The following is a 14212-nucleotide window of genomic DNA, read 5'->3' as shown; positions in this document are numbered from 1 at the left end:
TCGGGAAGGTTTTCACACCAGATCTGGCGGTTATTCAATAAGAATCATTTTATTTAAGGATAAATGTAATTAGCAAAGCATACAGATAATTATTGCAGTTAACAAATCCAGTGACTGGCTAAGATCTTATATTATGTTTGCTGTGAGGGGAAAAATAATGAAAAATTATGACCTGATTGTGATAGGCACGGGTTCCGGAATGAACTATGTGAACTCAATTATCGATTCGAATCCGAAAATGAAAATAGCTGTTATAGACAAGGACGAACCTGGAGGGATCTGCCTGACCAGAGGGTGTATCCCTTCAAAGTTTCTGCTTTACCCTGCAGAGCTCGTCAGGGAACTTGAGACAGCTCCACTTTTTGGGATCAAACTAGAGATAAAGGATATTGACTTTCGCATGATCATGGGAAGGATGCGCAGAAGGATAGGAGAAGATATCGATATGATCAGGGAAGGATTGAACGGAAACTCTTACCTTGACTATTATCCCGAAGCTGCTGAATTCATATCCCCGTATACCCTCAAAGTTGGAGAAGAAACCCTCCACTCTGAGATGATCTTCCTGTGTACGGGCTCAAAGCCTGCAATCCCGCCTGTTAAAGGGCTTGAAGAAACCGGTTACCTTACAAGCGACACCGTACTTGAACTCGAGGAATGCCCTAAAAGCCTTGCCATTCTCGGGGGAAGTTACATAGGAGCCGAGTACGGGCACTTTTTTTCAGCCATGGGGGCAGAGGTCACTGTTATAGGAAGAAATGCACATTTTCTTCCTCAAGAAGAACCCGAAATCTCCGAACTTGCCAAGATAAAGATGTCGGAATACATGAAGATCATTACAAACCATGAAGCCATAGAGGTAAGAATAGAAAGCAATGGGCAGAAGACCGTTATTGCAAAGGACAGAAACTCGGGAGAGGAGACAAAAGTTACCGTAGACGAGCTCCTGGTTGCAACAGGTCGGGCCCCGAATACTGATATTCTCCACCCCGAAAAGGCAGGAATCAAGACCGACCACCAGGGCTGGATTTTAGTTGACGAGTATCTTGAAACCTCTCAGCCAAATATCTGGGCTTTCGGGGATGCAAACGGAAAATACCTGCTCAAGCATGTCGGAAACTATGAATCCGGAATAGTTTACCTCAATGCAATCATGAAAAAAAAAGTAAAGGCAAACTACTATGCTGTACCTCACGCTGTTTTCTCTTATCCTGAGATTGCAGGCGTAGGAATGTCAGAACAGGAAGCTATTAAGGAGTACGGGGAGGACAGGGTCGTGATGGGCTTTAAACTCTTTGAAGATACGGCAAAGGGAATTGCTATGGAAGCCAAGGATTATTTTGTAAAAGTGATCCTGGACAGGCAGGAAGAAAAAATTCTGGGAGCCCATATTATAGGCCCTCATGCCTCAGTCCTGATCCACCAGATAATTCCTCTCATGTACACGCCATCAAGAAGTGCAGAGCCAATTATCCGCAGCATGGACATCCACCCTTCCCTTAATGAAGTCGTCACAGGGGCTTTTTATTCAAGGCTGTCCCCTGAACACTACCACCATATAATGAAGCACCTTGGGCTTGAAGACTGAAAAACTCAGCTTGAAGGCTGAATCCTTTTTGTTTCTTTTCCTGTACTGTTTTCTATTTAAAAATCTTTTTATATATTTTTTAAGTAATTTATTACTAAAATTAATTTTTTATCATTGTCTGGGTTTTTAAATAAAAAAAGATATAGAATTCCTATTTTTTTCGGAAGGTTTATTTACCCAGATTTGATAAGAAAAATAGGAAGATTTTCAATAATGCGTATAAGTTTCCTATTTCGTATAATAAGAACACTTACCTGACATACAATGCAAGAAATATATTGAAGTTGATAAAGGCATGTGTCTGGTTAAGTCATACAAGGAGGGATTGCCATGGAACATCCGGAAACAGGTTTAATTTTTCGAGAAGTACAGGATCTGCACAATAACATTTTTCTGGTTTCTGTCCTCTATCCTGCCCTTCTGCTCTGGTATGTCGAGGTATACAGCCTGGTCTTCGGAAAACCTGCCGGGGTCCAGAATGTTCCAGACATCTACTTATTTGCGCTCTGGTTTATCTTTGGGGTATTTTTTCCTCTTCTGTTCTACTGTACAAAACATATCACAGAGGTCAGAAAGGACGGAATCTATATCCGTTTAATACCTCTGAATACCTCATTTAAGAAAATCCCTATTCATGTGGTTGAGGAGTGCATGATTCAGGCATATGACCCTTTTACCGGAAAGGATTACAAAGATACAACCCCTTCCAGGAGAGCAAATTTCGTTGTAACCTTGAAACTCATCACCGGAAAAAGAGTAATGATCAGCTCTAAGAACCCAAAAGAACTACATCAGGCGATTATGTCTGCTGTGGCCAGCTTTTGATCAAAGACAACAGATAAAAAATTCCATACTGGATTCTGGAATAGATCAATAAGTTAATGAGGACCCACCCTTTTTTCTGGTTAAATCCGAAGATAGGTAAAATTATATTATTGATCAGGGAAAATAATTACGTAATGGCTATAATGGGTGGAAGGGAAGCAGGAAGAGGACCTTTGCAACTGGACATAGGTATAGTTGCATCAGGCCTTGGAGGAAATTCCAACGAGGAAAGAAACCAGTTCAATGGTCTTTTTTCCTTTTCTGGCATCGATTTTGGACTTTACATCGGACCATCATATAATCCGTTTCAAACTATAGGACCCAGTATTGGCATTGGTCTGGTCATAGGTTCCAATGGTTTTCTGGCTGCAAAATTAGGCATCCATTTCAGAAGAACATTTGGTCTAGCTATGCTGTTTCCTATAGTTCCTATTTATGGTGTAACTGGAGCGGGCTTTTTAGCCGCGTTGCCTGTTTCAGAAGGAGCTAAAGCTGCAGCAACTATCCCGTTGCTGTTGGTGCCGGCAGCTGTTGTATACCAGGATGATATAAAAGAATTACGCAGACACGGAACGGAGATTTTAATGAAAGTGAGATCTTATGTTTCAGGAGAACACTCAAAAGATTGTTTATGATGAAGACAAAACAATCATTGGAGCCGTAAAAAGGATGTTCCCTGAAGTGGCTCATTCTTTTTGCGTATTTCATCAATTGAAAAACGTTAGCAAGAGATATTATGAGGAATTCAACTCTATTGAAGAGATCCCAGATAATGATATGGTTGTGTACAATGAGATCTGCCAGTTAATCCATTCTGATATGGTCATCAGTGCTGTTGTATATGTTCAAGAGATACGGGAATTTGACTCAAATCTGGAATTTTCAGAAGCGTCTCATAAAGCGATTTCTTATGTAGAAGAGATTTTCAAGAAGAATGTAAGCTTCTTGAAAAAAGTTTTTACACCTGAGATGGATAATACAATGGAACAGATATTTTCTTTGATATATGATATAGCAGACAAAGCAAGATCATTTAAAACCGATAGTGTCCTAACTAATTTTTGTTATAATTTATTTACTTATTTCAACAAACGGTGTTTCAGTACTGGTAAATGGAAAGAATTCTCACCCTTTATGAGGGTAAGATTCCAATATGGTTCTGGATGAAGTAAAGAAAAAACGGAAACTTATAACCTAAACTTGAAATCTTATAGCGGTAGCTAATGAAAATTTCCACAAAAACCAGATGTTTATTGAAAAAATGGAATAAGTGCTCGTCTGAATCGATCAACTTTTCCAAAATGGGTAGATTGGTTTACTCAAATTATGATGAAATTTTATGATTTATTTGAAATTGGAGAAGAACCAGAAAAAATTAAAAAGGCTCATACCTGGCTTAGGGGGTAGCCAGGCGTTTATCGGGCTTTATTCAGAAGTATCAACGGAAAGAAACTTGCGCATTTGAGATACAAAAGCACGTATAATAGATTTTATGGTTTTTTCATTAGACTCAATAGATTCTGTAATTATTTCGTTAGATTCAATAGATTCAGTGGTTTTTTCTTCAAATGTTTCTGAAGAAATTGGAAAAGTATATCCGGCACCGATACAGGGAGAATCCGGTTTCAGGCAGTAATCATGTTCATTCTGGTTTACGAAGAGTGGATCTGCATAGATGTCAGTGGTTGATGTGCAGTTCTGGTAATTACCTGCAGAGTTATTGTACAGACAGTTATTTTCAAGCACAAAAGTCTGTGTTTCAGGAAGATAATTGATTACTGCATATCCTGTCCCTTCAGGGTCTTTCTTACGTTCCCGGGTATTCACTATGATATTATTGCGGACAATTGTTGCATATCCTGTACCTGTAGGTGAAAGATTGGGGTGGTCATCATATGTAGGATATATGTGAGTACCTGTAGGGTACATGTGAATAACTGCAGCATGATATACCCCGTCAAAGATATTGTTTTCGATAAGGGTATCGTAAAACCCGCTTGTTATTATGCCTCCCACCCAGTCAATATTTGGGTTTGTACCGGTACTGTAAAAAATATTGTGATAAATGTGGACGTTCTGTGCCTCTTTTCTGGAGTAGGACTCCGACCAGCCTATCAGCCAGAGTCCGGGTCCGTAAGTATTGTGGATAGTATTATTGTATATCTCCACATCATTGACAGTACCTGCTGTTTTCTCAATGAGAATTCCAGAGCTGCCTGCACTCCAGTGGTAAAAGGAGTCAATTAAGTTATCATAGAATTTTATGTGATTTGAGTTCGTTGCTCTAAGGCCGCTGTCAGTCCTGCAGGTTATCGTGTTGTTCCAGGCCTCTACGTTCTGGCAGGAGATGGCAAAAAGACCATTATGCCCCAATTTATACACGTTGTTATTGTAAAACTGGATATTGTAACTGTGATCTGCTTTCAACCCTTCTCCATGCCCGTCATGCATATACATATCATGAACCTGAATATCCCTGGAATTGAGGAAATGGATCATATTATAGTATCCAAGTCCTTTCTTTTTATCCTCGTTATTGTCATGATTTCCGTCAATTTCAAATCCTTTTATTATGACTCCATGGACTCCTCTCCAGTCCATCTGCGTTATCAGGGGCTTGCCCACTGGCCAGTCCGCTTTGTCTTTAAGCTTAATTACAGCTGTAGGATCTCCTACCAGGGTCGTTTGACTTCCAATGAAAATGCTATCTGAGATAACGTATGTATTTGGACCCCTCAAATAAACTGTTGTAAACTGAGGATTTTCTGCAACATATTCAAGAGCCTGATTTATCTCTACCTGGTCATCAATTCCATCACAGGTGAAGTTTTCACTTCCATAATCCCCCACATATACTGTTTTATATGACTGTGTGAGGTTTGATTGTGTGAGGTTTGGTTGTATAAGGCTTGACTGTGTAAGGTTTGGTTGCGTAAGGTTTGGTTGTATAAGGCTTGACTGTGTAAGGTTTGGTTGCGTAAGGTTTGATTGTATAAGGTTTGACTGTGTAAGGTTTGGTTGTGTAAGGTTTGGTTGCGTGAGGTTTGATTGTGTAAGGTTTGACTGTGTAAGGTTTGGTTGTGTAAGGTTTGACTGTGTAAAGTTTGGTTGTATAAGGCTTGACTGTGTAAGGTTTGACTGTGTAAGGTTTGACTGTGTAAGGTTTGACTGTGTAAGGTTTGACTGTATAAGGTTTGACTGTGTGAGGTTTGATTGTGTATAGTTTGACGGTATTAAGGAAGAGTATGACTGTACGGTGTAAAAAACGAACGTTCCCAGTAAAATCAAAAAAACGAGAATTAAAACGGAAAGTCCTATTTTTTCTATGATTTGTCGTACGGGCCCAGGATGTTTTTCATTCACTTTATCCCCTACTTTTAAATATAAACCAAATATAAATCCAATCTCTAAAAGATTTGTAAAGAATATTATTAATCAATCCAGATTAAATCAAATTGCGTGCGGCCACCCCAACCTAAAGGATGGGGTATGCTGATGGGCCGCCCGCCCGGTTATTCTGGTACTTAGAAATCGTCAATTTTCCGTTGCCTAGACTTTAATCTATATGATTGAACCTCTGTTTTCGGTTTTCCCTGCGACTCCTTAATGTAGTGCTTGATTGTGTCAGCGGTTACATTTCCAACGGATCGATAGAATTTACCACTTGACCATAGACTTCCACCCCAATATCGTGTTCTCAGTTCAGGATGAAGCTTGAACAATCTGTAAGAACTACCTCCTTTCAAGTATTGAACCACCTCTGATAGAGAGGTGCTTGGGTGGAATTCCAGGAACAGGTGAACATGATTATCTACAACTTCCAGAGCATGGATTTTGTAGCCTTTCTCTGTGCAAATATTGTGGAATATAGACTCGCAATCCTTTTTAACTCGTTTATTGTAGAATATCTTGTATCGATACTTAGGCACCAACACGATGTGGTAGGTAATCTGACCATAGCCATGGCTAAAACTGCGCAATTCCAACGCTTATCACATCCTAGCCATAGGTAGCTGGAACCACCTGTGGCTATGGTGTCAAAAAACCTCATTTTACAAAAAAACGATGATTGATACAGTTTAAGCGAATACAAAACAGCCAGCGAGGGTTCACTTCATCCCCGACCTGAAGGTCAGGGTATTCGTGACCCTCTGCACTCCCATAGTAATAAAAACACTATTAATATTTTATATAAATTAAATAATTATTATGCTTAAACTTTTCATTAAATTACCTGAATCCATATAATATTTACTTAATTATATTCTCAAACAGTTTACTGAATTTTTTATATTAAGATGTTCCAAAGTATAGTTTAAAAGTATGTGAGAAGATAAAAATCCGAAAGCAGATTATTCAGTTCATTTTCTTTTAACAGAATTGCAAGATTTAAAATAGAATCAGGCGAAAGACTACAAAACAGACAGAAAACAGCCCTTGAAAACTCTTTTATCCCGGAACTATCTCATAACTATTACAAAACCGGAGGTTTGAACCTGAAAGAAACCCTTCTTGAGATTAAATCAGAATTTACTGACTACTTCAAAGAACGCGAAGCTGAGATCAACGGCTCTCTTCTCGCTGTCCTTTCAGGCGAAAATCTGCTCTTTCTGGGCCCCCCCGGCACAGCCAAAACCCAGCTTGCCAGAAGTATCTGTCAGACTATTGAAGGTGGGAACTTTTTTAATTACCTCTTAACAAGCTTTTCGACCCCTGAAGAGATTTTCGGGCCTCTTTCCTTAAAAGCCCTTGAAGAAGACGAGTTCAGGAGAAACATTAAAGGTTGCCTCCCAACAGCCCATATTGCTTTGCTGGACGAGATCTTTAAGGCAAGCAGCGCTATCCTCAACAGCCTCCTGACCATACTGAACGAAAGAAAATACCATAATGGAAGGGAGATAGTCAATGTTCCCCTGCTGTCGGTCTTCGGGGCTTCGAACGAACTTCCGGAAGAGGATGATAGCCTGGAAGCCCTTTATGACCGTTTCCTGTTCAGGTACAGGCTCTCATACATCCAGGATGATGAGAACTTCAAAAACCTCCTTTTCAAAGAACCTGATGAATTTAGACCTACTGCGAGCCTTCCGGTTTCAGAAATAGAGAAGCTTCGCAAAAGCGCAAACTCCCTGCCTGTTGACCCTGATGTTGAAGTTATAATCACAGAACTCCGGAGGAACCTCCAGCTTCAGGAAATTGAGATTTCGGACCGGCGCTGGAAAAGAATTGTCCAGGTCCTGAAGGTTGCAGCCTGCAGCAGTGGGTGTCCGGCTGTTGACAGAACAATGGCACTTTTGCTTCAGCACATGCTCTGGAACCTGCCCGAAGAGAAGGAAACCATCAGAAAAACGGTTTTCGAATTCGTGGTCTCGGGTGGAATTAACACGGAGAAATTGCGCCTGGATGCAGGAGACCTCAGGGAAGCCATAAGCCTTGCCCTGAAAAACGATTTGCCTGTGGGAATCGCCTGCGACAGCTGCGGGGAAAAGTTCAGGTTCAGGCAGGAGGTAAACGCCCACCACGATACTCATCCTGACCACAGCTACAGTTTTATGCAGGAAGGCTCGTCAAGAATCTACCCTTACGATAACCTGATCAGAGAACTCGATTCCCTCTATAAAAATTCAGAAATGCCGGGGACCATTCCCCCGGCCCGCAGGAAGGTTTTCGAAACAGAATTCAAGGGCCTAGAAACTCTGGTGAGGGGTATAAAAAAGCGGCTTGGAGAAGAAAGGCAGGTCCTCAGGGACATGATGGAAACAAATATCTGGCTCTCCACCCTTGACAGAAACGAAGTTCTCCTCCTGCACGACAGCAGATATGAGGATTTATCCAAAATTGAAACACTCGTAGAAGAGATCCGGAAAATGCCAGGTCTGGACCTCCTGCCCGAAAAAATGGATACAAAAGTTCAGATCCCCGGTCCGGCTTCTGATACGACATCTGATTCTGAAAACCGGACAGGAAATAGTGCAGGAAACTTTATGAAAGGTCTGGGTTCAAAGTTAGGGTTTAAATGATGGAAGATTTAGAAAAAGGAATTTATATTCAGGTATTAAAGATTTCTAACTGATCTCGAACGAAAATTTAAATCACGGAAGATACTGGAAAAAATCCCAATAAGTTTTATTTTTGTCTTTTCAATCCTTCTTGTCTTTTCAATTCTTCTTGTCTTTTCAATCCTTCTTGTCTTTTCAATCCTTCTATAGATAACAATGAAAAAGTAATAAACCATAGAACTACAATCCAATTTCTTGTTGTTTCATCGACGTTTAAAAATACGATTGCTACTGCGAAAATAATTGAGATTCCAATATTAAAATATGCTATATTTTTAGAATTTATTTTTAAAATCATCTAATGTAATTGATAATTAAGTATTTAAAAGGTTTTAATACAAGGTCAAAATAGAATTGAATATAACTAGAATTGAATATAACATCAGGATTATGAGAAATCGCACGTTGTGCGATGTTTTTCTGCTTTGCTTATGAACAGGTGGAGATACTGAGTTAAGAGTATTGCGTTCCTGACTATAATCTGGTGATGCCATGGACAGTTTTTCGAACCATTTTTACGATCCCTCTCCAAAAGACTCCTTTTTATCAGAAAAATGCCCTCTTCCCTCCTCCCTCAGTTTTCAGAAAACGACCGCTTACCTGCTGGAAAATGAACTTCGAAGCACAGTAGCTTTTCCAGGGGTCGTTCCCCGTCCTCTGCGAGAGAAAATCGCTGAAATAATGACCCTTGAAGTCCTTTTCGGGCAATCTTATGAAATAAAAGACCCGGAAAAATTCATCGGGCGTTTCGGGGCTTTTTACCCACTTTACCTTACCCTGAGAAACTCGAAAAGCTGGCCAAAAATTCGAAAAATCGCGAATAAAAGCCAGGGTGCCGGGATTGCCTGCCTGAAAATCCTTCTGCCTCTGCTTTACGAAACCCTCGAAAAGTTTTCAAAATATTCAGAATTTTCAGGCGGAGGGTTAAAAGAACTCAATGCCGAAATGGAAAAGCTCCTACAGGAATTTGAAAACATTTTGCAGGAAACTTTCCTGCTCTGGGGAAGTTTTTCAGAAGGGAATGCCTTCAGGAATTCAACTTTTCAGGCTCTTCAGGAAAAGGTCCCGGCTTTCATGCAGCTTGAAGGGAGTCAGGCTTTTCTTGAAAACGTGTTGCAAAGGCTTTACCTGCGGATGGAAGGCTTCGTTTCGGAAATGGAGGAAAACCTTGAACTCTTTGAGACCCTTGCCCTTCTCTTCCCTGGCAGGAACTGGAGTTATTCCGTAAAAGAGCTTAAAAAAGAGCCGTTTTATGTCCAGCTTAAGACGCTGAAAAATTATTCGGCTTTTTTTGAAAAAAACCCTGACCTCAGAAGAATTGTGAATTTTATAGGCAGGCGGGAATTTGACCCCCCCGCTGATCGCATACGCTATTCTCCTTTTGGAAAAAACAGGATCCAGAATGTACGGTTTTCAGACTCAATAAATAACCTCCTACCAATGGAAGCCGCAAAGCTCCTTAACCCGGCTCTGAAGCAGAAATTCTATGCCGATATGCTTGAGGGAAAACTCCTGAGCTACCAGCTGCTTGGCAAACACTATACCGGTCCTCCCCGAATAAAGCCGAGAGGCCCTATGATTGTGCTCGTCGATACCTCCGGTTCCATGCACGGGACTCCCCAGACCCTTGCCAAGTCTGCCGTGCTTGCCATGGCAAAGCTGATGCTCATTCAGCAGAGGGACATGAAAGTCATCCTTTTTGCCTCCACAAGCCAGCACCTGGAAATCGAGCTCAGCAGCAGGAAAAAGATGTCCAAAAAATTCCTGAATTTTCTCCTCTACACTTTTGGCGGCGGGACGGATTTCAATACCGCGCTTGCTTCGGGCCTTAAGTCCCTGAAAGAAAAAGACTTTCGGGGTGCAGACCTGCTCTTCATCACGGATGGAAAGTCCGAAATCTCTGATGAGCTGGTCCTTGCCCGCTGGGAAGAGGCAAAGAAGAAGTATAATGCAAAGGTCTATTCACTGATCATTGGAGGCAGCGGGGCAGGCGGGCTTTCTCAGATATCGGATTATACATATATTGTGGAAATGAAGCAGGATCTGGAAGGCACTGGCGGGAAAGTGAAACTGATAAATTGTGAGAATGAAAAATGAAAAAAGATAGAGTAAATGTGAGTTTAGAAATCCTTTCTTTCCTTAAAAGAAACTCACATAAAGGGATTGGGCAAATATATGAACATGTAGATTAAGATCGATAAAGAGATAGCAATCGACAGAATTACACAGATAAATTTTTTTACGTTCATTTTACTGCTCCAATTTAGATTTAAGAGCTGTTAACTATAAAAAGCGTTTCGTTTAAACTCAAAGCATGTATGTGATTATTTTTTCGACGGGTCTCCAGAAAGACTGGTGTAGGCATTATAGAATTTTTGGATTGAAATGTGGTTTCCGAGGGTTGAAGGAAGTGTTTCCCGAACCGAGTGGAGTGTTAATTTATGGCACTCGTTTTTGCCTTCCAGGTATTCATACCTTCACTTTTTTCCAGCTTAAAGATAAAAGGTATTGGGTCTTTGCAATAGAAAACACAACCTTGAATGGTTTTACAAGTATATGATAATAATGTTATTATAGGCTTCAGGCAAATTTAACTCTTCATGAAACTCACGGTCCTTGTTGACAATAACACCCTTATTGACAGATATTTCTTTGCTGAGCCCGGTTTGTCCTTCCTTCTGGAAGATTCGGGAACCAGAGTCCTCTTTGATACCGGGTATTCGGATATCTTCCTCAAAAACGCCTGGAAAATGGGACTTTCACTTTCAGACCTCGATTACCTGGTCCTCTCCCACGGGCACCTGGACCACAGCTGGGGGCTTGAACCCCTGATCCGTTTCATCACGGAAGCTGGGATAGAAAGACTACCCTGCAGGTCTCCAGTTCTCGTTGCCCACCCCCTCGCTTTCGAAAGCAAAAAATGTGAAGGGATAGGGGAAATCGGAAGCCTGCTCACTCCCAAAAAGCTTTCCGAACACTTCAGGCTGCAGCTCTCAAGCATTCCCCTCTGGCTGAGCGAGAGGCTCGTATTCCTTGGGGAAATCCCCAGAAACTTCACCTTTGAGTCAGAGGCAGCTGTCGGATACGTGCAGGACAGGGAGGGAAACAAAATTCCTGACCTCCTTCCGGACGACACGGCTCTGGTGTATAGGACAGAGGCAGGGCTCGTAATCATCGCAGGCTGTTCCCATTCCGGGATCTGCAATATCATCGAATATGCAAAAGAAGTCTGCGGAGACAGCAGGGTCCTTGATATAATAGGCGGCTTTCATCTCCTGGAGCCCTCAGAAGAAAGGATGCACGGAACCCTCAAATACCTTAAAAAACTTGACCCCGGCTGCGTCCACGCCTGCCACTGTACGGACTTAAACTCAAAAATTGAGCTTTCGAAGGTCTGCAGGCTTAAGGAAGTGGGAGTTGGACTGCAGATTGAATATTTTTAACTATTCTACCTTTTTGGAAGGCTTTCATCAGCTTTTTCCAGTTCTTTTCTTACATTTTCTACTGTTTGCCAGGACTGCCTGACGATCTCGGGGAACTTTCCGCCGTGTTCTTTTCCCCATTTCAAAAGGAAACTTTTTGTCTTCGGGTCTGAGGGATAGCCGCTTCCGAAGTCTGCACCCCATTCTTTCTTGAGTTCTTCTATAAGCTCGTCTCTGCGTACTTTTGCAATGATAGAGGCTGCTGAGGCTACAGGATAAATTGCATCTGCCTGGTGCATGGAAATGATCTCTATTTTCTTTGCATGATCAGGACTGGTTTTTGCATACTGCCTGCGAAGATTTTCGCCAAAACGCTCGGCTTTTACGTCAGCAGCATCGGCATACACGATATCCGGTTTCAGCTGTTCAAGCACTTTTGCAAAGCAGACAACCATGATCTCATTCATGCTCATTATCTTCCGGAGTTCGTCTATCTGAGAGGGGCTAACCTCAAGGACGAAAAAGCCGTCTGCGTGTTTTTTGATCTGGGCTGCAAGCTGCTCCCTTTTTTTTGGTGTCAACTTCTTGGAATCTACAACCCCCAGCACCTTGAGGATATGGGCTTTAGATTCATCGATCTTTACGCCCCCTATGCACATGGGCCCGATTACCGGACCTTTTCCGGCTTCATCAATTCCTGCGATAATCATTCTCTGGCTGTCTCCTGATTTGAAGGAAGAGGGTTTATTACTTTATAAAAGTAGGTAAAGGTATATTTTTGCAAAGTATTAAAACAGGGCTCTATAATAATCCTTTGAAAAACAGACCTCCATTGATTTGAACTTAATGGCTTGATAATTATGCTTATTTGAGCTTATATCAAAATCATTTTAAACGCTTTAAATAAAAAATAAAATTATTAAATACCCTATTTTAGGGAAATACCTATTTAAATCGCTTAAAACTTCAGCCTTCTAAAAGCAGTTTGTGTCCTTATCAGATCTTATCTTCCAATTTTAAAAACAGTTAATGTTGTAAGTAAAGCGAAATGAGAATTGTCTTTGACGATTATTTTGGGAAATGAAATTATAGAGCAATTCTATAAGTGAAAGCTTGAAGTTATATTTCAACTATTCCTTAGACAAAACCAAAAAGATGAGAGGGTTCACTTCATCCCTGACCTGATGGACCGGGTATTCGTAACCCTCCGCGTTCCCAAAATAATAAAGAGTTTGGAAAATACAAAACGAGGTTGATTTATTTTTTAATTTTCAGGCCTGCTTCATAGCCTTTTGGGAAGCAGTCACTATAGCCTTTTTCGTAGCCCCTGTCATAGTCGTTTTTATTGGCTTCTTTCTTTCTATTGAATTCACTGGCAAGCTTCTTGCTATCTGCTTTACCTTCTCTAAATCCATCTTTATAGCCATCTCTGCAACCGTCTTTGTAGCCGTTGTCATATTGTTTTTGGTTTCCACTTGGCGACGCAGCTTTCAGGCCTGCTTCATAGCCTTTTGGGAAGCAGTCACTATAGCCTTTTTCGTAGCCCCTGTCATAGTCGTTTTTATTGGCTTCTTTCTTTTTATTGAATTCACTGGCAAGCTTCTTGCTGTCTGCTTTACCTTCTCTAAATCCATCTTTATAGCCATCTCTGCAACCATCTTTGTAGCCGTTGTCATATTGTTTTTGGTTTGCTGTTACCACCGCAGCTGTCACTGACACTATAAAACAAACCAACAACAAAAAAATCAATGTCTTTTTGATATTCATTTGTTCACTCCCCCAATCTGTTTCAACTTAGTAACCGTAACAAAATAGATTAGGCAGATTTTTCATAAAGTTAATTTTCAATTGGTGGTATTGATCTTGAAAATCAAGGCACCCAATTGAAACCTGTGCATAGTTTGTTCTGTGACGACTCCTTAATCAATTTTGAGGATGTTGGTTTTTCAAGCCATGCAATGTTAGCAGATTCATTCATTTTGCCAATAAATCGTACCAATTTATTTTTGATGAGTATAGAAAAAATAGCAAATTCTATCCTCGTACTATACACCGGGACTTGCCAACAAAGAGATTTCAAACATACACAATAGAGTGATTATTATACAAGATATATAATAATAGAAGAAATATAGATATAGAACAAATTTAAATATATATATTACAAACTGGATTCTTTTTATTTAAATACTTCCTAAAATATTTGTAATGCATGCTGTGTATTCCCCATGCTTCCGGCTTGCATGCGTTCCAGAGCTTCAAGTCTGAGCTGAAGTTCTTCAAACACTGCCTGAAACAAAAGCATTAAATCTAAAGTTGAT

At 40.7% G+C, this 14212-nt stretch carries 12 protein-coding genes; 7 read left to right on the top strand and 5 right to left on the bottom strand.

The annotated features are described in order from the left end of the window. Positions 1 to 157: 157 nt before the first annotated feature. From MSWHS_RS08175 to MSWHS_RS08160, 4 genes are all read left to right on the top strand, one after another. Positions 158 to 1588: a dihydrolipoyl dehydrogenase gene (locus MSWHS_RS08175; RefSeq protein WP_048158920.1), complete on the top strand. Its 1431-nt coding sequence runs from the start codon at positions 158 to 160 to the stop codon at positions 1586 to 1588. A gap of 330 nt (positions 1589 to 1918) precedes the next feature. Continuing rightward, positions 1919 to 2413 carry a DUF6141 family protein gene (locus MSWHS_RS08170; RefSeq protein ID WP_231585659.1) on the top strand — a complete coding sequence of 165 codons (495 nt, stop codon included), beginning with the start codon at positions 1919 to 1921 and terminating at the stop codon, positions 2411 to 2413. Positions 2414 to 2469: 56 nt separating this feature from the next. Beyond that, positions 2470 to 3048 (top strand): hypothetical protein, encoded by a 579-nt coding sequence (locus MSWHS_RS08165; RefSeq protein WP_231585658.1) that lies wholly within the window; start codon positions 2470 to 2472, stop codon positions 3046 to 3048. Continuing rightward, positions 3014 to 3580, top strand: coding sequence for a hypothetical protein (locus MSWHS_RS08160; RefSeq protein ID WP_048158919.1), 567 nt, complete (start codon positions 3014 to 3016; stop codon positions 3578 to 3580). Before MSWHS_RS08165 ends, MSWHS_RS08160 begins: the two co-directional genes overlap by 35 nt. A gap of 258 nt (positions 3581 to 3838) precedes the next feature. Here MSWHS_RS08160 and MSWHS_RS08155 read toward each other — a convergent pair whose 3' ends face one another. Both MSWHS_RS08155 and tnpA read right to left on the bottom strand, forming a co-directional pair. Continuing rightward, a complete protein-coding gene (locus MSWHS_RS08155; protein ID WP_231585719.1) occupies positions 3839 to 5809 on the bottom strand; it encodes a pentapeptide repeat-containing protein in 1971 nt (656 codons plus the stop codon). Between the two features lie 128 nt (positions 5810 to 5937). Continuing rightward, the gene (tnpA, locus tag MSWHS_RS19170) at positions 5938 to 6399 is read right to left on the bottom strand and encodes an IS200/IS605 family transposase (RefSeq protein WP_082088120.1); all 462 of its coding nucleotides are present in this window, start codon (positions 6397 to 6399) and stop codon (positions 5938 to 5940) included. 504 nt (positions 6400 to 6903) lie between these two features. Between tnpA and MSWHS_RS08145 the strand changes: the two genes are divergently transcribed. Further along, positions 6904 to 8430 carry an AAA family ATPase gene (locus MSWHS_RS08145; RefSeq protein ID WP_231585657.1) on the top strand — a complete coding sequence of 509 codons (1527 nt, stop codon included), beginning with the start codon at positions 6904 to 6906 and terminating at the stop codon, positions 8428 to 8430. A gap of 106 nt (positions 8431 to 8536) precedes the next feature. Here the strand turns inward: MSWHS_RS08145 and MSWHS_RS20175 are convergent, their stop codons facing one another. After that, positions 8537 to 8767, bottom strand: a complete 231-nt coding sequence (locus MSWHS_RS20175; protein ID WP_156151200.1) for a hypothetical protein — start codon at positions 8765 to 8767, stop codon at positions 8537 to 8539. 194 nt (positions 8768 to 8961) lie between these two features. On the opposite strand from MSWHS_RS20175, the gene MSWHS_RS08135 reads away from it, so the two are divergent. Next, positions 8962 to 10566, top strand: coding sequence for a VWA domain-containing protein (locus MSWHS_RS08135; protein WP_082088340.1), 1605 nt, complete (start codon positions 8962 to 8964; stop codon positions 10564 to 10566). 503 nt (positions 10567 to 11069) lie between these two features. Further along, positions 11070 to 11912, top strand: a complete 843-nt coding sequence (locus MSWHS_RS08130; protein ID WP_048128071.1) for an MBL fold metallo-hydrolase — start codon at positions 11070 to 11072, stop codon at positions 11910 to 11912. A 5-nt stretch (positions 11913 to 11917) separates the two neighbouring features. Here the strand turns inward: MSWHS_RS08130 and rnhB are convergent, their stop codons facing one another. After that, on the bottom strand, positions 11918 to 12601 hold the full coding sequence (gene rnhB, locus MSWHS_RS08125) for a ribonuclease HII (RefSeq protein WP_048158917.1): 684 nt from the start codon (positions 12599 to 12601) through the stop codon (positions 11918 to 11920). A gap of 547 nt (positions 12602 to 13148) precedes the next feature. Further along, positions 13149 to 13658: a hypothetical protein gene (locus MSWHS_RS20170; protein ID WP_156151199.1), complete on the bottom strand. Its 510-nt coding sequence runs from the start codon at positions 13656 to 13658 to the stop codon at positions 13149 to 13151. Between the last annotated feature and the right edge of the window lie 554 nt (positions 13659 to 14212).

Origin of the sequence: Methanosarcina sp. WWM596, assembly GCF_000969965.1 — an archaeon.
Taxonomy (GTDB): domain Archaea; phylum Halobacteriota; class Methanosarcinia; order Methanosarcinales; family Methanosarcinaceae; genus Methanosarcina.
The sequence above is the reverse complement of the archived record's forward strand: the minus strand, read 5'-3'. Positions and strand labels throughout refer to the sequence as shown.

What these genes read in the sequence shown, in the direction of transcription:
- MSWHS_RS08175 (WP_048158920.1), top strand. Translation starts at nt 158, where the DNA reads ATGAAAAATTATGACCTGATTGTGATAGGCACGGGTTCCGGAATGAAC.
- MSWHS_RS08170 (WP_231585659.1), top strand. Translation starts at nt 1,919, where the DNA reads ATGGAACATCCGGAAACAGGTTTAATTTTTCGAGAAGTACAGGATCTG.
- MSWHS_RS08165 (WP_231585658.1), top strand. Translation starts at nt 2,470, where the DNA reads ATGAGGACCCACCCTTTTTTCTGGTTAAATCCGAAGATAGGTAAAATT.
- MSWHS_RS08160 (WP_048158919.1), top strand. Translation starts at nt 3,014, where the DNA reads ATGTTTCAGGAGAACACTCAAAAGATTGTTTATGATGAAGACAAAACA.
- MSWHS_RS20175 (WP_156151200.1), bottom strand. Translation starts at nt 8,767, where the DNA reads ATGATTTTAAAAATAAATTCTAAAAATATAGCATATTTTAATATTGGA.
- MSWHS_RS08135 (WP_082088340.1), top strand. Translation starts at nt 8,962, where the DNA reads ATGGACAGTTTTTCGAACCATTTTTACGATCCCTCTCCAAAAGACTCC.
- MSWHS_RS08130 (WP_048128071.1), top strand. Translation starts at nt 11,070, where the DNA reads ATGAAACTCACGGTCCTTGTTGACAATAACACCCTTATTGACAGATAT.
- rnhB (WP_048158917.1), bottom strand. Translation starts at nt 12,601, where the DNA reads ATGATTATCGCAGGAATTGATGAAGCCGGAAAAGGTCCGGTAATCGGG.
- MSWHS_RS20170 (WP_156151199.1), bottom strand. Translation starts at nt 13,658, where the DNA reads ATGAATATCAAAAAGACATTGATTTTTTTGTTGTTGGTTTGTTTTATA.